The sequence below is a fragment of the Proteus vulgaris genome, from assembly GCF_016647575.1.
GTDB lineage: Bacteria > Pseudomonadota > Gammaproteobacteria > Enterobacterales > Enterobacteriaceae > Proteus > Proteus mirabilis_B.
Genome location: NZ_CP032663.1, coordinates 3,357,766 through 3,379,664, shown reverse-complemented (window position 1 = coordinate 3,379,664; position 21,899 = coordinate 3,357,766). Strand labels below are relative to the sequence as shown.

The window sequence follows — 21,899 nt, the reverse complement described above, 5'->3', positions numbered from 1 at the left end:
CTATTCCGTTAAAACATCTACATCCTGAAGCTGTTACCGTCATTATGTCTGAAAAAGGGCTTATTCGTTGCCAGAAAGGACATAATATTGATGCTAAATCGGCTGGCTTTAAATCCGGTGATGATTATTTTGATGCTGTTGAAGGTATGAGTAACCAACCGGTACACTTGATTGATACAACAGGTCAAAGCTATACCGTTGATGTTGATGTATTACCTTCGGGTCGTAGCAAGGGCGATGCACTAACTGAACGATTAAAAGTTCAGAAAGGTGCGCAATTACGTCATGTTGTTATGGGCGAAAGTACTGATAAGATCTTAATGGCGTCTGATGCAGGTTATGGATTTATTTGTCAGGTTGATGATTTAACTTCTAAAAATAAAGCAGGAAAATCACTACTGACTTTACCTGAAAATGCATTACCATTACCGCCACAACGCTTGAATAATGAGCTCACGGATCTCATTATGATCATTACGAAAGGCGGTAGAATGCTGATTTTTGAAGCGTCAGAATTACCAACGATGGTAAAAGGAAAAGGAAATCAAATGGTTTCTATTCCGGCTTCACAAGCAGCAAGTGGTGAGGATAACGTCGCTTGGTTACGAGTATTACCTGAAAATGCCTCTGTGACACTGCATTTTGGTAAACGTAAAATGACAATGTCGATGAATGAGCTAGTTAGCTTTAAAGCAAAACGTGGACGCCGAGGAACTTCTTTACCTCGCGGTGCTCAAGTTATCGATCATATTGATATTGAAACCAATTAAATCTAATACTTAATTGATATTGAGTGGGTCTGTTGGCCCACTTCTATTTAGGACGCTAAAACTTATGTTAGCCATTATTCGAGGCATCATTGTCATTCTTTACACCATTATAGTGGTGACGTTTGGAATGATTTATTGCATGTTTTCACCAAGAAATCCTAAGCATGTAATGACTTATGGACGCTTATTCGGCAAGTTATCTACTGTTTTTGGTATCAAGCTCGTTGAACGTTTTCCAAAAGAAGCAGAAAGCTATGGCCCAAGTATTTACATCGGAAACCATCAAAACAATTTTGATATGGTGACGATGTCAAATGCAGTACAACCTAATACCGTAACAGTGGGTAAAAAAAGCTTAATTTTTATTCCTTTTTTTGGCCAGCTGTATTGGATAACCGGTAATATTTTGATCGATAGAGCAAATCGCTCTAAAGCACATGGCACTATTTCACAAGTTGCTGATCAAATTAAATCGAAGAAGATTTCAGTGTGGATGTTCCCTGAAGGAACGCGTAGCCGTGGTCGTGGCCTTTTACCGTTTAAAACAGGTGCATTCCATGCCGCCATTCAAGCAGGTGTACCTATTATTCCGGTTTGTGTTTCTACAACGCAGGATAAAATTAAGCTAAACCGTTGGAATAATGGCTACGTTATTGTTGAAATGTTGCCTCCAATTGATGTTTCAAAATACACCAAAGATCAAGTTCGAGAATTAGCAGAAGAATGTCGTCAAATTATGAAAGCGAAAATCGAAGAGCTAGATAAAGAAGTTGAAGAAATGAATAAGCGTGATTTTCCCGGTAAATTAAATTAATACTTATTTGGTTTCTTTGTTCATAACAATATAAGCCTGATTTTCAGGCTTATATTGTTATACTCGTCATACTTCAAGTTACAGCGTTGTTGACTGCGCTCATTCGCACTAGTCATATGCTCCTAGCGACTTATTTACTTGTCGCCTAGCTGCACTTTGAATTATTTAAAACATAGATTATCAACTATTTTTAGGATTTATGTCACATCCGCGCTATTATGCTCCCGTAATTTCATTTAAGTCCTTTTGTCTTTAAATCACAGCAGCTTTTTTCCTGTCACGACATTTTTGATTATGCGATAGGAATATTTGTATTTTGTTGCGGAGAAAGTATGTCATTTAGTCGTCGCCAGTTTATTCAGGCTTCAGGCTTAGCGGTATGTCTGGGCTCAATATCTTCTTCTGTTCGTGCTGAATCAGTCAATGATAAACAATTACCTATACCGCCATTGTTGGAATCTCGCCGTGGTCAGCCTCTTTTTCTGACTTTGCAAAATGTGCATTGGGCATTCAATGGTACGCAAAAAGCGGAAGTTTGGGGGATCAATGGCTCAACACCGGGACCGACAATCAAAGTCAAAAGTGGCGATGATATAAAACTCATTTATAGCAACCGTCTTAATGAAGCAGTATCAATGACGGTGAGCGGTTTATTAGTTCCGGGGACTCAAGTCGGTGGTGCGGCAAGATTAATGTCACCCGGCGCTTATTGGTCGCCAGTATTACCTATTCGTCAGAAAGCAGCAACATGTTGGTATCACGCCAATACTCCCTTTAAAATGGCACCTCATGTTTATAATGGATTGGTGGGAATGTGGATCGTGGAAGATGAAGAGAGCAAATCCCTTCCTCTACCAAAACATTATGGTGTAAATGATTTTCCGATCATTATTCAAGATAAACGGATCGATAATTTTGGTACGCCACAATACGACAAAGAAGCCGCTAGTGATGGTTTTTATGGCGATACACTGTTAGTCAATGGACGTGAAGATCCTTATATTGAAGTCTCAAGAGGATGGATCCGCTTACGTTTAGTCAATGCGTCTAATGCTCGTCGTTATGAACTAACTGCAAATGATGGCCGCTCACTCTACCTTATCGCTTCGGATCAAGGATTATTAACCTCTCCGGTAGAGCTGAAATCAATTCCAATGGCTCCGGGTGAGCGACGTGAAATATTGGTTGATATGTCCGAAGGTGGAGAAGTCACAATTACAGCAGGGCAAAGTGCCGGCTTTATGGATAGGCTCCGTGGTATTTTTGAACCTTCAGATTTACTACGTAACGCCAATGTATTAACCATTAAACCAACTGGATTAATGTCGTTAGTGACAGACAAAGCCCCTGCGCAATTAGCGGTAGATGACACACAGATCACCACCTCTATTCAGCCTAGAACTATTCAATTGCATAACAGTCCTCCGGGAATAAATAATGCTCGTTGGGAGCTTTCACGAATTGATTTAGTGGGTAGACAAAATGGGTGGGAGCGTTGGCTTGTCACCGTACCGACACCGCAACCATTCCATATTGAAGGTGCCCGTTTTAAAGTGATTAACCATAATGGTCAGAAACCTGCACCTGCAGATTTTGGTTGGAAAGATACTGTTTGGATCGAAAACCAAAGTGAATTGCTGGTGGAATTAAAACAGCCTTCTTATTCACATTTCCCTTTCCTTTATTACAGCCAGTTATTAGAAAATGCAGATAAAGGCATGGTAGGACAAATGGAAGTCACACCTTTGGAATAAAAACTGAGTATTAGCACTAATTTAAATTAAAAGAAAAACAGTATTTTTAAAATAAAGATACTGTTTTTTTTATATTAAAAATAATGTGGATTATATTTTTTAGACTAAAGTTAAATAGAGAAAAATATTCTCAAAAACAAATTGTTAATCAATTTGATATTTTTGTTTATTTATTTAAGTTCTCTTTATTAAGTTGATTTAAATATTGTTATTAATGAGGTTAATATTGAAAGAGGTTAATTTTGACTGTTTGTAATATAATAACAAGTGATCTAACTTTGTTTAATCTATCTGTTAATTTGTGATTGCGTAGTCAATCTATCTATTTTTCTGGCATGAAATCATATTTTTGAGATGCTCTTCAAGTAATTATTTCGCTAGAAACTAGAGAATCTCCGCGTCTTTTATTTTTGATCCTTAATTAATGTTATTAAATTTTAATATAACTGAAGGTACAGAATGAACAAAGAAATAGCTTTAAGTCACCATCACAAAATGAATAAAAAAAATAAAATAAATAATAATATATTTCAACTTTCCATTGTTGCGTCAGCACTTCTTTTTTCTGGATATTCCGTTGCATATTCAGAAGCTGGGCAATTAGGCGATGCAAAAAGTTGGGAAAGCCAAGAGTATCAAAAAGACTGGGGGCTAGCTGCTATGAATGCCTCCAGTGCTTATGCACTTGGTTTTCATGGGCAAGGTGCCAAAATCGGTGTAATGGACTCAGGTGCATTATTATCACATCCAGAATTGAATGATGCTCGTTTTCATGCGGTGAAAGCTAAAGGTCAATATGGCACAACCGGTATGCGCTACCCTCAAGAATTGGGTGGGCATTATGAAAAAGGTCAAGCCTTTGATGTTGATGGAGGCTGGATCAAAGGTGTGAATGATACACACGGAACACACGTTACAGGCACTGTAGGTGCAAACCGTGACGGTAATGGTATGCATGGAGTTGCATGGGGTGCTGATGTTTATTTAGGAAATACAGGCGCAACAGACAGCAATAACTACGGTCCTTATCAAGATTACACCTACTTCTACACTGGCTGGAAAGCTATGGTCGATGCAGGGGCTCAGGTGATTAATAACAGCTGGGGTACAAACCCTCGCATTATTAAAAATGGCGACACCTTTGGTGCCGACGGTGGTAACACCTCTGTGCATTTGCCAGTAGATACCACTGCGCAAACCGAATACGAATATTTCTACTTTAAAAAAGTTTATGGCGATAAACCATCCTTTGTTGATGCCGCTTATGACGCAGTAAAAGGCACTAATGTTGTTCAAGTGTTTACAACAGGTAACCGTGACTTTGCTCAGCCTTATTATCGTCCTCTTTATCCTTACTTTAACCCTGAAGCAGAAAAACATTGGATTGCGGTTGCTGGCTTGAAACAAAATGCAGATAAATCAGGCTATGAGCTGGTTAAAGTCTTTAATGAAGCCGGTAATGCGAAGTGGTGGACAGTAGTTGCTCCAGGTTGGGGCGTTTATTCTTCTATCGTTAATGATGATGGTAGTGCTGATTGGGATACCTTTAGTGGTACATCAATGGCGGCACCTCACGTTACGGGCGCGATGGGCGTATTGATGTCACGCTATCAATCAATGAATGCGATGCAAGTGCGTGATGTGATGTTTACAACTGCCAATCACCGTAATCCAGATGGCTCTTTATATGATAGCTGGACTGCGGCTGAAGGTACGCCAGATGTGCGTTATGGTTGGGGTACACCAGATTTAGATAAAGGGATGTATGGTCCGGGTCAGTTCTTAGGTAAATTTGAATATAACTTAAGTATGACACCGCTTGATGTCTGGACAAATGATATTTCACAAACTGCGTTAGATCTTCGTGAACAAGAAGATTTAGCATGGCTGAAAGACTATCAAGAGAAGGGTATTGCGGCTGGTGGTGATTACAATCTAGGAACGGATTTTGTTGTCAATGATGGTAATCCAGATCCAACTTCTCATATTGTTAGCAAAGAAGATGCTGAAAAATGGCGTAAAGAGTATTACCAAAAACGTGCTGATGCTATTCAAGCCAAAATTGATGCTGGTTTGTATGATGGTGCTTTAATTAAGAAAGGCGAAGGCACATTGGTTATGACTGGCGATAATACTTATCGTGGTGGCACAACAGTCGAACAAGGAACGTTATACGGCTTTACCGAATCATTTGGCACTGAAGCTGTTAATGTCAACGGTGGTAAATTAAGTGTTATTGATCGCTATAACGATACTTTCACACAAAAAGGCCAATTAGCATCGAATGAGAGTCATAAAGCTAACATTAATATCAACGATAAAGGGACTTATTTAGTTACCGTCGGACATGATGTTAATGTCGGTGATATGGCATTAAATAAAGGTGCAAGTTTAGATGTTGGTGCCGATAACGAAGGTCAATTAAAAGATATCTATCTTAATAATACTGTCGTGACGGGAACCGTTAATGCGGACAATTTAGTTGATAATCGTACTAAAACTAAAATGTTAGCAAATAACAATCCAAATAGTGATTATGCATTATTTGATAAAAATGTTTCTGTAAAAGACAACACAATTACAGGTACATTAAGTAAGAAAGAAAATACCTCTTTAGCCACATTTGCTAACAATGAAAATGGCCGCTCTATTGCGAATACATTGGATAGCACCGGTCGTGGCGATTTATTCAATGTAGTATTACCAATGAATGAAAGAGATCTGAGCAAGACTTATAATTCATTGGGCAGCGATATGTACCTTAATGCTAACAGTGCAAGTGTAGTGAATGTGTTAGGTTTAACTCGCACAGTGAAAGATCAAGCAATGGGTATTGGTCAAGGCCGTTATGCTAAATTGGATAATAGCAATGCACGTATTTGGATGACAGGTATTGGCCAATGGGGCAGTGCTGATTATGGTCATAGCAATATGGATGTTGATTTCTATGTTGGCTTATTAGGTGCAGAAATTGATGTGACCGAAAATACCAAAGCAGGTTTATTCTTTGGTGCGGGTTCAACCAAATATAAAGGTAATGAACACGGTAAAATAGACAGTAACGATATCCATATTGGTGCTTATGGTGTGTCTAATCTGTATGACGTGGCTTCATTAAACTATGGTTTCACACATACTAACCAAGATAGAGATGCAAAAAGAACACTTTGGGTAGGACAAAATGCAGGTTATAACTCTACAAGTTATGATGCAAAAATTACTCAAATTTTCTTAGAAGGTGCTTATACTCAATTTAATACAAATCAGTATTCTATTGAGCCATATGCAGGATTTAGCTGGTTGCGTGTGTCAACTGATGATATCAATGAAAATGTCGGTAATATGAAATTTACCACTAAGACTGATTCACAAGATATTCAAGTCGGTACTATTGGTTTACGTGGTGGATATCCATTTATGGCTGGCAACGTTAATATGGCTTTAAAAGGCGATATTTCTGCAAGTCATTTATTTGGTGATAACCGCCCTGAATCACGCCTCTTCTTATCAAACTCTGGTGATGCAACATTACGTGGCGGCAAACTAGATAATCTATTTGGTGTTGGTTTAGGTGTTGATGCACAATTAAGCAAATCAACAACTTTCGGTATTTCTTACCAAGGTCAATATAATAGTGATGTAAGCTCAAGTGGTATCAATGCTACGCTGAAAGTTAATTTCTAAATATTATTTGTTATTTTTTTGATATTGAAAGTCCTTAGTAATAAGGGCTTTTTTTTGTATTTATTTTCATTGTTTTCATTTATAAATTTAGTTGTTTTAAATTTAAGGAGTTTTTATGCATTTAAAAGTAGAGGGTTTTTTATCATCTGATGTATATATTCATAACAAAGTAATCTCTGATTTTTATATTATTAAAAATAGACTTGATAAAATGGAGAATACTCATTTTTCTTTATTTTTATCATCTGAAAATAGAGGATTAACTCATAAGATTATTGAAAAAATAAAGTCTATTTTTAATGTGAAAAAGAAGATAGGTTCTATTAATACAGCAGGAAAATTTAATCATACTATATCTTTAACTGATGATATACGTGAAAGAAAAATTAAGGATATTGATAAAGTAACAGTTACCAAAAAACAACTACATAACTTTATTGTTGATTATAACAAGGGAGATAATTCAATATCATTTAATTGGTTTGCTGAACAATATGTTAAAACCAAAGGTGATTTGTTGTTAGTTATTAAAGTAGCGAGTTATTTAGAAAATAATAAGTATAATCTTAATCCATTAAAGCTAATCTCCAATTCTTCATGTCCATCAAATTTTTTATCTTTCTTCAGTTTGGTAATAATAGAATCCACTAATAAAGTTAAGAAAGAAATTTTCTCCAATATCATTGATGATTATTTTAATAAAAACAAAATCAACTTAGAATCTAATGAAGAAGTAAAACGAGTCGACTTTCTTTTAAAAAATAATTATATTATTGAATGGTCAGATGAATTAAAAAGTGCATTTAAAAATATAATGGAGAATATGATAAATAGAAATGTTGATCTTAACCTTTTTCTCAAAGGTGTTGATGATTTTGAACTTATTGATGTGGAGAAATATTTTAATAAATATGGATCTGCTGATAATTATGTAAAAAATTTGTGTAGTACAATACAACAATATATAACCGATTATCCAAGAAAAGATGAATGTAAAAAAATTATTAATTATATTGTTGATAGTAAATCAAAAATTAATGATTACTTTGAGAAATATTTAAATAAAATTGATGGCGATTTATTTATGGGAGTAAATAAAGAGCAATATTTAGTTAGAATTGGGCAAATTATAGACTTTTTTGATAAATATAATAAGGAGAGTGAAAAATAAAGCACCTTGATAGATGCTTTGCTCCAAGAGTGTAGTTAACTCAACGCGACTTTAATGCCTAAACCAATCAGCACAACACCTAGTACTTTATCAATTCCTTTTTGGACTTTATTAAGCACTCTTCTGACAGGCGCACTTTGAATTAATAAAACCAATAAAGGCCAGTAAACTATGGCTAAGCCCCAAATAATAAAGGCATACCACAATTTTTCACCAATACTTGAATCAACACTTAATACTTGTGTGAAAACGGCAAGAAAGAACAAGGTGGCTTTAGGATTAAGCAAATTACAGAGGAAACCTTGCATAAAGGCTTTCTTAAAACTGATTTGTGAATGCCTATCTGAGTGTTCATCAATCGAATGATTAGATTTTGAGAGTAAACTCTGAAAACCAATCCATAGCAAATAAACCGCACCTGCATATTTCAAAATGGAAAAGAGCCAAGGTGTTGTTGTGATAAGAACGGCAATACCTGCAACACAATATGACATATGCACAAGTAATGCTGCCACAATTCCCATTGCAGTCATCATTGCCGCAGATCGTTGATAACGTGCCGCATTTTTTACAACGAGAAAAAAGTCAGGACCTGGTGAGATCATACCGAGTAAAGCAATTGTAAAAACAACTAAAGAAGTTTCAAGCATAATAGCGCCTTGTATATAACAATATTATAATGATTGAATCTTATATGATTAAGTTAACACTTCGAGTATAAAGCAATTATTTATTATCAAGGAAGCATAATTTGTATCGACTCAGGTTTTAGCTTTACGTATAGTGTGAACAGTTTTTTCCCATCTTTACCCGTAGGTGTGTAAATGAATATTAGTTTAATCGCAGCATTAGCGATGGATCGCATTATTGGTATGGAAAAGGCAATGCCTTGGACATTACCGGGTGACCTCGCATGGTTTAAAAAGAATACGCTAAATAAACCCGTTATTATGGGCCGGGTGACTTATGAGTCTATTGGACGTCCTTTACCGAATCGTCTTAATATTGTTTTAAGTAGCCAGCCAGGAACAGATAGCGATGTTGTTTGGGTTAAATCTGTAGAAGAAGCTTTGCAAGCTGCTGAAAATCATGATGAAATCATGGTGATAGGTGGTGGTAAAGTGTATGAGCAATTTCTGCCTATGGCAAATACACTCTACCTAACCCACATCGATGCTGAAGTTATCGGTGATACAACATTCCCAGATTATGAGCCTGATGAGTGGGATTCAACCTTTATGGAATACCATGAAGCAGATGAAAATAACTCACATAACTACTGCTTCGAAATATTAAAAAGAAGAAAATAACAAGAATTAAATAAAAAGGGAGATTAAATATCTCCCTTTTTATTATTCCTATTTTATTAATATAAAAACAATAAAAAGTAAGATTTATTATTCTACTTAAATATTTCTTTTTATAAAAAGAGCATTATTTTAAACCAACCATTATTTATATTTTAATAAACTCATTTTATAAGAATAATATATGAGATATTAATCAATATAGAGATTTTTTATTTTCAATATCGTGTTTTTTTATACTTATTTTGCCGTAAAAAAAAATAACATATTGATTATTAATGATTAAATTTATAGTTATTTTTAGGTGTTCGTTTTTGTATATAAAATGTTCTCTTTAGAAGAAAAAAGAGCAATTTAGGTAATATGTGAGGATAAAATCAACATAGCGCAAAAGGCAATGTCGCCATTTTTGCGCTTGAAGCAGGGAGGGGATAATAAGTGAGTTATTTGGGAGCAGATAGACTAGGTTGAGTGAAATACTGTTTGTCTTCCCAACGTAAGCAAGTGAGATTTCCACCCCAACAACATCCTGTATCTAACGCATAAATATTATCAGGAGTACCTTTCCCTTCAAGAGAGGCCCAATGCCCAAATATAATGCTATAACCTTCAGGTAATTGGCTTGGTAAATCGAACCAAGGCTTTAATGGTGCGGGTGCTTCTTGTGGTTTATCTTTGCAAATCATATCAAGCTGACCATTAGGAAAACAGTAACGCATACGAGTAAGCGCATTAGTGCTAAAGCGCAATCTCGCTAGACCAGAAAGCTCTGGTGACCAGTTGTTTGGTAAATCGCCATACATTGAGTTAATAAACAAAGGGTAGCTATCACTACTTAAAATAGCTTCAACTTCACGAGCGCACATTTTGGCTGTTTCTAAATCCCATTGTGGCGTGATCCCTGCGTGAGCCATGATGATTTTCTTGTCTTCATCAACTTGCAGTACGGGTTGGCGTCTTAGCCAATTAATTAATTCATCTGCATCTGGCGCATTGAGCAAGTCATTCAGCTTATCTCTTGGTTTATTGCGGCTAATTTTTGCAAATACACCTAAAAGATGAAGATCATGATTACCCAAGACGAGTTTAAGTGAAGTACCTAAGCTTTTTACAAAGCGCAATACTTCAAGCGAATCAGGGCCTCGTGCAACAAGATCACCCGTTAACCACAATGTGTCTTGTGTAGGATCAAAACTGACTTTATCAAGAAGGTGGCGCAGTTCATGGTAACAGCCATGAATATCACCAATTAAATAAGTTGCCATAATTAGTTTATCAATGTTGGAAGTGCAAGGCGGAAAACGGGGATCTCTATTTGAAATAATCGACCATCAGTGTCAATCATTTCATAATGACCTTCCATTGTTCCCATCGGTGTTTCAAGAACGGCACCACTGGTATAGCGGTATTGTGTGCCGGGCTCAATAAGCGGCTGTTCGCCGACAACACCTTCACCACGAACTTCAGTGGTATTACCTTGTGCATTGGTGATCAACCAATAGCGGCGCAGGAGGCGAATTGCACATTTATTCAAATTATGAATTGATATGGTATAAGCAAAAACATATCGTTCATCTTCAGGGGAAGATTGGCTTTCAATGTAAACGCTTTGTACCTGTATCGCCACTTTTGATGAGGTGAACATAGTGCCTCCTGTCTCTGGCTTTATCTTATGCTTGTGAGTCTTGCTTTTGCGATAACCAGTTTGCCACTTTGCAGTATTGCTCAACAGAAATATTTTCTGCTCTTGCAGTTGGGTCGATATCAAGTGCTATCATATCTTCTGCTGTGAGTAATCCGCCTAAGCTATTACGTAGTGTTTTACGGCGTTGATTGAATGCTTGAGCGGTAATACGGCTAAGCATTGCAATATCCGTTACTGGGTATGGCTTTTCTTTGTAAGGGATCAAGCGAACAACCGCAGAATCAACTTTAGGTGCTGGTTTAAATGAAGTAGGTGGAACTTCAAGTACAGGGATGATTTGGCAATAATATTGCGCCATCACACTTAAGCGACCATAAGTTTTACTACCGTGACCAGCAACAAGGCGATTAACCACTTCTTTTTGCAACATAAATGTCATATCAGAAATTGCGTCAGCAAAACTGAATAAGTGGAACATGAGTGGAGTAGAAATGTTATAAGGCAAGTTACCAAAAACACGCAGAGGTTGCTGACGCTCTTTTGCTAATTGTGCAAAATCGATTGTCATTGCATCTTGCTGAATAATGGTCAGCTTGTCTTTTAATGTAGGATGAACTTCTAAACGAGCGGCTAAATCACGGTCAATCTCTACAACCGTCATTTTATCCATTCTTGCGCCTACTGGCTCTGTAATTGCACCTAAACCAGGACCAATTTCAACAATGGCTTCACCGGGTTGAGGATAAATGGATTCAACAATACTTTCAATAATATAGCTGTCTGTTAAAAAGTTCTGCCCGAAGCGTTTGCGGGCAAAGTGCCCCTGATGGACTCTATTATTCATTACAATTCTGTATCATATTAATGGCTAAATTTAATGCGGTGCAAAAACTGCCAGCATCTGCGCTTTTCGTACCTGCAAGTTCAAGGGCGGTGCCATGATCAACAGAAGTACGGATAAAAGGAAGGCCAAGAGTTATATTCACGGCGCGACCGAAACCCTCATATTTTAGCACAGGTAATCCCTGATCGTGATACATCGCAAGCACCGCATCAGCATGTGTTAAATATTTAGGTTGGAATAAGGTATCAGCAGGATAAGGTCCATGAAGATGAATTCCTTGCTGACGTAATTGTGTTAATGTAGGCTCAATAATATCAATTTCTTCACGTCCCATATGACCGCTTTCTCCTGCATGAGGATTAAGGCCACAAACGTAAATTTGAGGTTCTGCTATACCAAATTTGGTTTTTAAATCGTGGTTTAAAATGGTGATAATTTCATGCAGAAGCTCACCTGTAATTGCATCCGCCACATCTCGTAGTGGTAAATGTGTGGTTGCCAATGCGACTCTTAATGTATCTGTCGCCAGCATCATGACAACACGTTCACAATGGCTACGATCAGCAAAAAACTCGGTGTGCCCTGTAAAATGCACACCCGCATCATTGATAATACCTTTATGAACCGGCCCTGTCACAAGTGCTGAAAATTCGCCATTTAGGCAGCCATCACAAGCACGAGCCAATGTTTCTACAACGTATAATCCGTTGCGCGTATCTAATGTACTTGGAATGACATTAGTGTGCAGTGCGATTGGGAGTACACAAATTTGACTTGGTGTGTGTGTTTGAGGTGGCGAGGCAGGATCGTATTCAACTAATGAAAGAGGCAGGTTTAACAATTCTGCTCTTGTTTTAAGTAATTGAGGATCAGCACAAACAACCCAAGGTAAATCCCAACTCATTTGTGCTAATGAGATAATAAGGTCAGGACCAACCCCGGCTGGTTCGCCGGGGGTGATAACAAGTGGTTTTATTTGCTTAGTTTGCATTATTCTCGTTCATTATTTTCACATAAGCCCCAACTCGTAGCTCTTGCATCCAGTTTTGTACTTCTTCATTAAATTTACGGTTGAAGAGTAAACGGTATGCTTGTTCTTTATTTGCGGCATCTGTTTTATCAACACTACGTGTGTCTTCTAATTCAATTAAATGCCAGCCAAAGTTTGAGCGAACAGGTTGGCTTAATTCATTTTTATTTAAGCGCATTAACGCATCACGGAATGCCGGATCGTAAACATCAGGCATTGACCATCCTAACTCACCGCCACGTAATGCTGAACCTGGATCTTCAGAGTACTCTTTTGCTGCATCAGCAAAGGTCATTTTACCACTGCGAATATCGGCAGAGATCTGCTGTAACTTGGCATAGGCTTGCTCATCATTCATGATTGGTGAGCTTTTTAGCAGAATATGACGGCTTTTAACTTCTGTAACAGAAAGGGTATTAGTTCCACCACGAATATCGTTTACTTTGATAATGTGTAAGCCAACACCAGAGTGAAGAGGTCCTACGATTTGGCCTTTTTGCGCATTTGCTAATTCTTTAGCAAACAGAGTTGGTAATTCATCAATAGATGCCCAACCCATATTACCGCCATTTAAAGCTTGTGGATCAGCAGAATAAGTTGCAGCTAATTTACCGAAATCTGCACCATTTTTAAGCTGATTCATAATGCGAGTAATGACTTGTTTCGCTTTTTCCATTTCTGCTGGTGCAGGGTTTTCTGATAATGGAATTAAGATATGGCTCAGGTTTAGATCAATACTTTGACTTGCTTGGCCTTCGATTTGCTTAGCAAGAGAATCAACTTCTTGAGGTAAAATAGTAATACGACGACGCACTTCATTGTTACGAACTTCTGCTAACATCATCTCTTTACGAATATCTTGGCGATAATCGTTGTAAGAAATACCATCGGCTGCGAGGCGCTTTTTCATTTGATCAAGTGAAATGTTATTTTCAGCAGCAATACCTTGAATGGTAGATTCTACCGCAGCATCAGGAATATCAATTTGCATTTGCTGTGCCATTTGCAAAATGATGTTATCCATGACCAAACGCTCTAGAATTTGTTGGCGAAGAACTTGCTCATCAGGCATTTCTTGACCCGCGCTTTTCGCGTTCATTTTGACCGTCTGTAACATTCTATTGACGTCACTTTCTAGAACGACACCGTTATTGACGATAGCCGATACACGGTTTAATTCTTGTGCAGCAAATGTTGTTGAGCTGGTAGCTGCACCGACCGTGATCATTAAGCCGATAAACAGCGTTTTCCAATTTTTCATAAGTTTCCCATTATGTATTTTCCGCATCTTATTGCGGGGTGACATATTCATTCAGCCAATTCCGTAGTCTGATTAAATCAGAATGCTCTTTGATAAGGTAAGATACCGCGTTCAAGCATTTTCTGGCTACCCAAACTATGATTGTTACTTAGGCCTCTGAGTTCCACATTGACAGACCATTTATTATCAATATCGCTGTGGTCAACTTTCCAGCCAACAATTTTTCGTTCATAACCCACATTCACAGCCCAGCAACAGGTATTGTATTGTAGACCAACCATTTGGCTAACAGGTTCTGATTCTTTGGTATCAAAGTAATAAGCACCGACAAGTCCCCAACGCTCTGCTAATGGCCAACTTCCTACAACACCGACTTGTGAAATACCTTTTTGGTATTCAGGAAGTTTATTAATACCACCATCGTAAGGGCGAACACGCGTTGCTTGGATATAGTCACGATCAACATAACGATAGCTTAACTGTAGAAGGTGATCGCTATCTGCGCGATATTCCATAACGGCATCGCCCATTGAGACGCTACCTAAGCGACGGTCATATTGTAAACCACCACGCATACCCACAGTATCCGTGATCCGCCAGTAGGCATCACCCGCCCATACCATTGAACCTGTTTCATCTGTGCTATTGATAATTTCGTTACCAATAGAAGATGGGCCTGTTCTTGGACGCTCAAAGAAGTAGATTTGACCTACAGAAACGTTAAAACGTTCAACTAATTCGCTATCATAAAAACGCGAAGTTACACCAGTGGTTAATTGGTTTGCAGAAGCAATGCGGTCTAAACCACCATACATTCTATCGCGGAAAAGTCCGCCATAGTTTGATTGTAATAATGCAGAGTCAAAGTTATTGATATTTGACTGATCTTTATAAGGAACATAAAGATACTGCACTCGCGGTTCAAGGGTTTGCGTAATATCGTTTGTTTGGTATTGACGCTCAAAAACCACTTTCATATCAGATTTAAACTGAGGCAGTACACGATTAACACTGTCATCTAATTTCTGGTTAGCGTACTTTTTCTTATAAGCGTCAGGAATATCTTGATCGTAATGAGTTGCCATTAGCTTTAATTCATTATTAAAGCTTGCCCAACCCGTAGATGCAGGGAGTGAAATCGTTGGCTCAATATGGAAACGATTTGCTTCAGGCGTGTTATCTCCGACACTGGTAAAGCGAACAAATTGAGCGTAAGTACGGAAATCAAACGGCCCTACATCATTCTTGTAATAATTGAAATCAAGTTGTGGCTCTGCACGATAAGCTCTTGCATCTTTATTGTCAGAGAAGACTTGGAACTGTTTAGTGGTTAATGTGGCATTCCAGTTCTGTTGTGCATAACCCGTACTAAATTTCTGAGTTGCATAACCATCTGTAGTGTTACCATATTGAGAGGTAAAATCAGTGAAGTATTTGTTATCACTTACTTTTGTGTAGTCGATATTAAATCGCCACACATTATTCATGACTCCACTGTGTCCCCAGTAGAATAACCAGCGATTTGCTGTATCACGAGGAAGATAGCCCGCTTTATTTTCGTCTTTATCTTTATTGTATTGGCTATCGTGATTAATCCAATCAACAGCAATCGTACCTCGTCCCGGAGTGGTTAAATAACGGAATTCGTTATCTAATTTTAAACCACGACGACTGATATAGTTGGTACTGATGGTCGCATCATAATTAGGGGCGATATTCCAGTAATAAGGCAGTAAGAAATCAAAGCCTGAACTACGGGAATAGCTTCCGTTAGGAATTAAGAAACCCGAGCGGCGTTTATCACCAATCGGTAATTGAAGATAAGGGCTATAAAAGATAGGCACATTGGCTACACGAAAACGTGCATTCCAGATTTCAGCGACTTGTTCTTCACGGTCTAAAATAACCTCTGAGCCGACAACGCTCCAGCTACTATCTCCCGGTAAACAAGACGTGAACATGCCTTTATCCATAATGGTATAGCGGTTTTCGCCACGCATTTGCATTTTATCAGCGTAACCACGGCCTTGGCGGCCAACCATTTGGTAATCACCTTGTTCGATGTCCGTATCTTTATTATTAAGGTTAGACCAAGCACGAGGGCCTTTTAAGATGATTTGAGGATCATCATAAGACACATTTCCCGTTGCTGTGACCATTCTTAATGGCGTTTCTCCTTCAGTTTGTGTCAGTTCAACACTGTCGGCACTTAAGGTTTGGTTTCCCTGTTTAATATCAACATTACCTTTATATTTGACCATGCGAGGATATTCACCTTGCATATCATTTGCGGTAATGGTGACAGGCAAGCTGTTAGGATCGCCCTGTACTAATGGTTTGTTATAAACAGGAACTCCCAGTAAACATTGGGAGGCAAGATCAGCATAAGCAGGCTGACCGTATATTGTGGCCCAAACTAGGGTGGCCAGCAGTGTGGGATAACTTTTTTTCATAAGTATTTATGTGCTTCCGTCATCAGTGGCTTCGTGCTGATAAACAGCTAGAAACTAACGCAGGGAGTTATGCGACACCAGCCCAACGTTCTGAACATTGTTCTAACGGTAACCGAAAAATAGGCGTAAGCCTCATTTTTTCGATGTTTCTGTGTTGAAATAGGGTTATAGCCTTATTAGAAACAAAAAAACACCGCGCTGATGCGGTATTTCGTGCTGTATAACAACGCTAAAGTTATTCGTTTGGTCACTCATTTTACTTTAACACAATTTAAACGAAAACAGCATTACCTCTGTCCAAAGAGAAACAGTAAATCGCTTCATTTTAAGAAAAAGTCTATTTAGAGGTTGCTTGGTGTTAGGTGTGCAAGCAAATGAATAGTATGATAATGCAAAATTGCAGTCAGAGCATTGAAGATTTGAGGAGTCTATGCGCTATTGGGGAAAATTATTAGGCCTTACCATTGGTAGTTTTGCAGGAATAGGCTTTTGGGGCATTGTTATTGGTGTTTTTCTCGGGCACCTCTATGACATGCAACGAAGTAAATTAGGAAGTGGTGGGCGCTATACGCGTGATAGACAAGCTTTTTTCTTTGCTGCAACCTTTCAAGTTTTAGGACACCTGACAAAATCAAAAGGGCGAGTGACTCAAACCGATATTTCTCTTGCCAACGAGTTGATGGATCGCATGAATTTGCACGGTGTGGGTCGCCAAGCTGCGCAACAAGCTTTTAGAGAAGGTAAATCACCTGATTTTCCCTTAAGAGCCACATTGCAACGCGTTCGACAAATTTGTGTGGGACGTCGCGACTTACTTCAGATGTTTCTGGAAATTCAATTACAAGCTGCTTTTGCGGATGGTCAACTGCATCCAAATGAAAGAAAAATGCTGTTTATCATTATCGATGAGTTAGGTTTTTCGCGTGCACATTTTGAACATATATTAGCAATGATGCAGGCTGGTCAGAATTTTCATTATCAAAGCGGACAGGGTTATCAGCCTCAACCTCAAGGCCCAACGCTCTCTGATGCGTGTAAGGTACTTGGTGTTGATGAGAGTGATGATGTTAAAACCATAAAGAGAGCTTATCGAAAATTAATGGGAGAACATCATCCGGATAAACTTGTTGCGAAAGGTTTACCGCCAGAAATGATGGAAATTGCAAAACAAAAAGCACAGTCTATACAAGTTGCTTACGATTTGATTAAAAAAGAAAAGGGATTTCGTTAACATCTTGTAAAAGAAGATGATAAAAGAGAGAATTATTCCGTGATAGAGATAACTTAGGTTGAGTTGAGTTTCTTATTTATCACGGTAAAATATAAGTGAAATTTAATTATTTCATTCTCTCTTCTCTTAAAAAAGGAACTATATCCATGTCAAACGTCCGTGTTCTTGTTGGGGTTATGGGATTAGCGCTTTGCCTGCTCCTTGCTTCATTGAGTTCAGTGACTGTTTTAGTGTCATAAGACACTAAAAATCGGCAAGGCATTCAAAATGTATCGGGGATCGGAAAGCAGGATGCGTAATAAATAATTCCTGAGCATGTAACTGCAGGCGAGGTGCCATCGCTCTTGCCTGCGGGTGTGCATAAAAGCGATCCCCTAAAATAGGATGCCCCAACGCTAGCATATGTACCCGCAATTGATGTGAACGCCCAGTAATGGGTGAGAGTTTCACTCTTGTTGCATTCTCTTCATATTCCAACACTTCATAAAAAGTTTGCGCCGCTTTCCCTGTTTCATGACAGACTTTCTGTTTTGGTCGATTAGGCCAATCACAAATCAAAGGTAAATCAACTAATCCTTCTTCTTTTTCGACATGTCCCCAAACGCGAGCAATATAGGTTTTTTTCGGCTCACGTTCGCGAAACTGGCGCTTTAGTTCGCGCTCTGCTTCTTTATTGAGTGCAACAACGATAACGCCACTGGTTGCCATATCAAGGCGATGCACACACTCAGCATTAGGAAATTCTGCTTTAATACGCGACATAATACTGTCGTTATGCTCTGGCGCTTTGCCCGGTACTGACAATAATCCGCTGGGTTTATTGACGGCAATAATATGCTCATCTTGATATAAAACATGTAACCAAGGATCAGTCGGCGGGTTATACACTTCCATCATGGTGGATATCTCATCAAAACAACGGGGAGTAAAATACTCCCCGCTTTAACGGTGATTATTGGTGGGTAACGACAATTAAGCGAATTGAGTCTAAACGCCACGTTGCTTCATCTAAATGATTAAGAATATGAGTTCGTTCATTTTCAATTGCTTCAACTTCATCATCACGAATATTTGGGTTTACCGCACGTAAAGCTTCTAAGCGTGATAATTCATGAGTCAGTACGCGATCTGCTTCTTCTTTTGCTTTTTGGATAAGTCCTTTTGCTTCGACTTCCATTAAAGGTTCAGAGGCTTTAAGTACATGGTGGACTTCACTTTGTACTGCATTAACCAATTTGCTCGAAGTATGACGATTAACGGCATTTAATTGGCGGTTAAAGCTTTCAAACTCAACTTGAGATGCAAGGTTATTACCTTTCAGATCAAGTAATAAGCGAACCGGTGTTGCAGGTAAGAAACGGCTTAAATGAAGATGTTTAGGCGCTTGCGCTTCTACGACATAAATCAGTTCAACTAACAGCGTTCCCACTGGCAATGCTTTATTTTTCAATAAAGAAACGGCACAACTTCCTGTATCGCCAGATAAAATTAAATCTAGGCCATTACGGATAATGGGGTGTTCCCAACTGATAAATTGGGTATCTTCACGAGATAGTGCTTGCTCTCTATCAAAGGTGATAGTGCAACCATCTTGCGGCAATCCTGGGAAATCGGGCACTAACATATGATCAGATGGCGTTAAAATAATTAAGCTATCACTACGATCTTCTTGATTAATACCGACGATATCAAACAAATTCAGTGCAAAGTTCACTAATTCAGGATCGTTATCTTGAGCTGCAATTTCACCCGCTAACTCAACACCGACTTCACCACCGTTAGAGTGCATTTCTAATAGGCGGTCACGACCTTGCTCAAGTTTGAGCTTCATTTCATCATGTTGTTTACGACAAGCGACAATAAACTCATCAAAATCAGCTAACTCATTAGGCTGTGCAAGGTAATTAACGAGAGCATCATATTTGCTGTCATAAATAGTACGACCGGTTGGGCAAGTATGCTCAAAGGCATCTAAGCCTTCATGATACCAGCGTAATAATACGGATTGGGCAGTCCCTTCAAGATAAGGAATGCTAATATCAATGTCGCGATTTTGACCAATACGATCGAGACGACCAATACGTTGTTCGAGTAAATCAGGGTTAAATGGCAAATCAAACATAACTAGTTGATTAGCAAACTGGAAGTTACGTCCTTCAGAGCCGATTTCTGAACATAGCAGCACTTGTGCGCCTTCTTCTTCAGAAGCGAAATAAGCAGCAGCACGATCGCGTTCAAGTAATGACATACCTTCGTGGAAGACTGCCGCACGAATACCTTCACGCTCACGTAAAACTTGCTCTAATTGCAACGCGGTTGCTGCTTGAGCACAAATTACCAGTACTTTTTCATTGCGATTTGCAGTTAAGAAACCCAGTAACCATTCAACACGCGGGTCGAAGTTCCACCATGTTGCGTTTTCACCTTCAAATTCTTGGTAAATACGTTCAGGATAGAGCATCTCTTTTGCACGAACTTCGAGGCTCTTTTTGGCTGCCATAATCTCAGCCACTTTAATCGCAGTTTGATATTGCGTTGGCAGTGGCATTTTGATCGCATGAAGTAAACGATTAGGGAAACCTTTAACACCAGAACGTGTGTTACGGAATAACAAACGACCCGTTCCGTGCCTGTCCATTAACATATGGATAAGTTCTTGGCGAGATTTAGTACGTTCTTCGCCTTGTGTATTTGCTGCTTTCAGTAATGGCTCAACATCTTGCTCGCTGATCATTTCACTGATGATATTTTGTTGTTCGGTATTTAAATCATCTTCTGATAGCAAAATAGTAACGGCATCGGCAACAGGGCGATATTTTTGTTGCTCATTAATAAATTCGTTGTAGTCATGGAAACGACTTGGATCAAGCAGACGTAAACGTGCGAAGTGACTTTCTTGACCTAACTGCTCTGGGGTTGCAGTTAATAGCAATACAGAAGGAATAGATTCAGCTAACTCTTCAATTACTTGATATTCACGGCTTGGTGCATCTTCGCTCCAAACAAGGTGATGAGCTTCATCGACAACTAACATATCCCATGTTGCTTCAACTAAGTGTTCAAAACGTTGCTTGTTTTTACGCACAAAATCTAAAGAACAAATGATCATCTGTTCTGTTTCAAATGGATTATCGCTATCTAATAAAGATTCGCTATAACGGCTATCATCAAACAGTGAAAAACGTAGATTGAAACGGCGTAACATTTCAACTAACCACTGATGTTGTAAGCTTTCAGGTACAATAATCAACACCCGCTCAGCACGACCATCCATTAATTGCTGGTGGATGATCATACCTGCTTCAATTGTTTTACCTAAACCAACTTCATCAGCTAATAATACGCGGGGATTATGACGTTTACCCACTTCATTGGCGATATAAAGCTGATGAGGGATAAGACTTGCACGAATACCACGTAAACCACTTTGTGCTTGCTTAAACTGCTCGCTCATAAACTTACGTGCGCGGTAGCGTAATGCAAAGCGATCCATGCGGTCGATTTGACCTGCAAAGAGGCGGTCTTGCGGCTTATTAAAAGTGAGTTTGTTATCTAAGAATACTTCACGTAATTGTGCAGGCTCTTCAGTGTCTAAACGTACACCATGGTAGATAAGTAGGCCGTTATCTTCTACAACGTTATCGATGGCGAGCTTCCAGCCTTCGTGACTGGTGACGGTATCTCCTGCATTGAACATCACCCGCGTTATTGGTGCATCATGACGGGAGTAAAGGCGGTTTTCGCCACAGGCAGGAAAAAGTAAGGTGACCATACGGGCATCAACTGCCACAACAGTACCCAGTCCAAGCTCGCTTTCAGTATCGCTAATCCAACGTTGACCAAGAGTAAAAGGCATATATATAAACTCAGCTCTCAAATATATAATTTAGGAATTATTAATGAATGCAGTATTGCGGTGTTGTCATTAAAATCTG

At 38.7% G+C, this 21,899-nt stretch carries 16 protein-coding genes; 7 read left to right on the top strand and 9 right to left on the bottom strand.

Annotation, left to right across the window (positions count from 1 at the left end; genetic code table 11):
- Positions 1 to 44 precede the first annotated feature (44 nt).
- The 5 genes from D7029_RS19060 to D7029_RS15465 all read left to right on the top strand — a co-directional run bounded on the left by D7029_RS19060 (position 45) and on the right by D7029_RS15465 (position 8,193).
- Entirely contained in the window at positions 45 to 770 is a 726-nt protein-coding gene (locus tag D7029_RS19060; RefSeq protein WP_412178937.1) for a DNA gyrase C-terminal beta-propeller domain-containing protein, read from the top strand.
- Between the two features lie 64 nt (positions 771 to 834).
- The gene (locus D7029_RS15480; protein ID WP_194951160.1) at positions 835 to 1,584 is read left to right on the top strand and encodes a 1-acylglycerol-3-phosphate O-acyltransferase; all 750 of its coding nucleotides are present in this window, start codon (positions 835 to 837) and stop codon (positions 1,582 to 1,584) included.
- Positions 1,585 to 1,916: 332 nt separating this feature from the next.
- Complete coding sequence (ftsP, locus tag D7029_RS15475; protein WP_194951159.1) at positions 1,917 to 3,338, top strand: cell division protein FtsP; 1,422 nt, start codon at positions 1,917 to 1,919, stop codon at positions 3,336 to 3,338.
- A 459-nt stretch (positions 3,339 to 3,797) separates the two neighbouring features.
- Positions 3,798 to 7,022, top strand: coding sequence for an autotransporter Pta (pta, locus tag D7029_RS15470; RefSeq protein ID WP_194951158.1), 3,225 nt, complete (start codon positions 3,798 to 3,800; stop codon positions 7,020 to 7,022).
- A gap of 115 nt (positions 7,023 to 7,137) precedes the next feature.
- The gene (locus tag D7029_RS15465; protein ID WP_194951157.1) at positions 7,138 to 8,193 is read left to right on the top strand and encodes a hypothetical protein; all 1,056 of its coding nucleotides are present in this window, start codon (positions 7,138 to 7,140) and stop codon (positions 8,191 to 8,193) included.
- A 35-nt stretch (positions 8,194 to 8,228) separates the two neighbouring features.
- Here the strand turns inward: D7029_RS15465 and D7029_RS15460 are convergent, their stop codons facing one another.
- Positions 8,229 to 8,843, bottom strand: a complete 615-nt coding sequence (locus D7029_RS15460; protein WP_194951156.1) for a LysE family translocator — start codon at positions 8,841 to 8,843, stop codon at positions 8,229 to 8,231.
- 174 nt (positions 8,844 to 9,017) lie between these two features.
- On the opposite strand from D7029_RS15460, the gene folA reads away from it, so the two are divergent.
- Entirely contained in the window at positions 9,018 to 9,503 is a 486-nt protein-coding gene (gene folA, locus D7029_RS15455) for a type 3 dihydrofolate reductase (protein ID WP_099074448.1), read from the top strand.
- 440 nt (positions 9,504 to 9,943) lie between these two features.
- On the opposite strand, the gene apaH is transcribed toward folA, so the two are convergent.
- The 6 genes from apaH to lptD form a co-directional block, all read right to left on the bottom strand.
- Positions 9,944 to 10,765, bottom strand: coding sequence for a bis(5'-nucleosyl)-tetraphosphatase (symmetrical) ApaH (gene apaH, locus D7029_RS15450; RefSeq protein ID WP_088494661.1), 822 nt, complete (start codon positions 10,763 to 10,765; stop codon positions 9,944 to 9,946).
- 2 nt (positions 10,766 to 10,767) lie between these two features.
- A complete protein-coding gene (gene apaG / locus D7029_RS15445) occupies positions 10,768 to 11,145 on the bottom strand; it encodes a Co2+/Mg2+ efflux protein ApaG (RefSeq protein WP_006535978.1) in 378 nt (125 codons plus the stop codon).
- A gap of 25 nt (positions 11,146 to 11,170) precedes the next feature.
- Positions 11,171 to 11,989, bottom strand: a complete 819-nt coding sequence (gene rsmA / locus D7029_RS15440; RefSeq protein ID WP_088494662.1) for a 16S rRNA (adenine(1518)-N(6)/adenine(1519)-N(6))-dimethyltransferase RsmA — start codon at positions 11,987 to 11,989, stop codon at positions 11,171 to 11,173.
- Positions 11,982 to 12,980: a 4-hydroxythreonine-4-phosphate dehydrogenase PdxA gene (gene pdxA, locus D7029_RS15435; RefSeq protein WP_194951155.1), complete on the bottom strand. Its 999-nt coding sequence runs from the start codon at positions 12,978 to 12,980 to the stop codon at positions 11,982 to 11,984. Before pdxA ends, rsmA begins: the two co-directional genes overlap by 8 nt.
- Positions 12,970 to 14,280 (bottom strand): peptidylprolyl isomerase SurA, encoded by a 1,311-nt coding sequence (surA, locus tag D7029_RS15430; RefSeq protein ID WP_228766700.1) that lies wholly within the window; start codon positions 14,278 to 14,280, stop codon positions 12,970 to 12,972. The genes pdxA and surA overlap by 11 nt, the downstream gene beginning before the upstream one ends.
- A gap of 77 nt (positions 14,281 to 14,357) precedes the next feature.
- The gene (gene lptD, locus D7029_RS15425; RefSeq protein WP_194951154.1) at positions 14,358 to 16,733 is read right to left on the bottom strand and encodes an LPS assembly protein LptD; all 2,376 of its coding nucleotides are present in this window, start codon (positions 16,731 to 16,733) and stop codon (positions 14,358 to 14,360) included.
- A 430-nt stretch (positions 16,734 to 17,163) separates the two neighbouring features.
- On the opposite strand from lptD, the gene djlA reads away from it, so the two are divergent.
- Positions 17,164 to 17,964: a co-chaperone DjlA gene (djlA, locus tag D7029_RS15420; RefSeq protein WP_194951153.1), complete on the top strand. Its 801-nt coding sequence runs from the start codon at positions 17,164 to 17,166 to the stop codon at positions 17,962 to 17,964.
- Between the two features lie 243 nt (positions 17,965 to 18,207).
- On the opposite strand, the gene rluA is transcribed toward djlA, so the two are convergent.
- Both rluA and rapA read right to left on the bottom strand, forming a co-directional pair.
- Positions 18,208 to 18,861: a bifunctional tRNA pseudouridine(32) synthase/23S rRNA pseudouridine(746) synthase RluA gene (rluA, locus tag D7029_RS15415; RefSeq protein ID WP_006535967.1), complete on the bottom strand. Its 654-nt coding sequence runs from the start codon at positions 18,859 to 18,861 to the stop codon at positions 18,208 to 18,210.
- Between the two features lie 55 nt (positions 18,862 to 18,916).
- Positions 18,917 to 21,820, bottom strand: coding sequence for an RNA polymerase-associated protein RapA (gene rapA / locus D7029_RS15410; RefSeq protein WP_194951152.1), 2,904 nt, complete (start codon positions 21,818 to 21,820; stop codon positions 18,917 to 18,919).
- Positions 21,821 to 21,899: the final 79 nt, after the last annotated feature.

Bases quoted from the DNA above. Each gene is read 5' to 3' on its own strand.
- pdxA (WP_194951155.1), bottom strand. From the start codon at position 12,980: ATGCAAACTAAGCAAATAAAACCACTTGTTATCACCCCCGGCGAACCA.
- apaG (WP_006535978.1), bottom strand. From the start codon at position 11,145: ATGTTCACCTCATCAAAAGTGGCGATACAGGTACAAAGCGTTTACATT.
- apaH (WP_088494661.1), bottom strand. From the start codon at position 10,765: ATGGCAACTTATTTAATTGGTGATATTCATGGCTGTTACCATGAACTG.
- pta (WP_194951158.1), top strand. From the start codon at position 3,798: ATGAACAAAGAAATAGCTTTAAGTCACCATCACAAAATGAATAAAAAA.
- D7029_RS15465 (WP_194951157.1), top strand. From the start codon at position 7,138: ATGCATTTAAAAGTAGAGGGTTTTTTATCATCTGATGTATATATTCAT.
- folA (WP_099074448.1), top strand. From the start codon at position 9,018: ATGAATATTAGTTTAATCGCAGCATTAGCGATGGATCGCATTATTGGT.
- surA (WP_228766700.1), bottom strand. From the start codon at position 14,280: ATGAAAAATTGGAAAACGCTGTTTATCGGCTTAATGATCACGGTCGGT.
- rluA (WP_006535967.1), bottom strand. From the start codon at position 18,861: ATGATGGAAGTGTATAACCCGCCGACTGATCCTTGGTTACATGTTTTA.
- D7029_RS19060 (WP_412178937.1), top strand. From the start codon at position 45: ATGTCTGAAAAAGGGCTTATTCGTTGCCAGAAAGGACATAATATTGAT.
- D7029_RS15460 (WP_194951156.1), bottom strand. From the start codon at position 8,843: ATGCTTGAAACTTCTTTAGTTGTTTTTACAATTGCTTTACTCGGTATG.
- ftsP (WP_194951159.1), top strand. From the start codon at position 1,917: ATGTCATTTAGTCGTCGCCAGTTTATTCAGGCTTCAGGCTTAGCGGTA.
- rapA (WP_194951152.1), bottom strand. From the start codon at position 21,820: ATGCCTTTTACTCTTGGTCAACGTTGGATTAGCGATACTGAAAGCGAG.
- D7029_RS15480 (WP_194951160.1), top strand. From the start codon at position 835: ATGTTAGCCATTATTCGAGGCATCATTGTCATTCTTTACACCATTATA.
- lptD (WP_194951154.1), bottom strand. From the start codon at position 16,733: ATGAAAAAAAGTTATCCCACACTGCTGGCCACCCTAGTTTGGGCCACA.
- rsmA (WP_088494662.1), bottom strand. From the start codon at position 11,989: ATGAATAATAGAGTCCATCAGGGGCACTTTGCCCGCAAACGCTTCGGG.
- djlA (WP_194951153.1), top strand. From the start codon at position 17,164: ATGCGCTATTGGGGAAAATTATTAGGCCTTACCATTGGTAGTTTTGCA.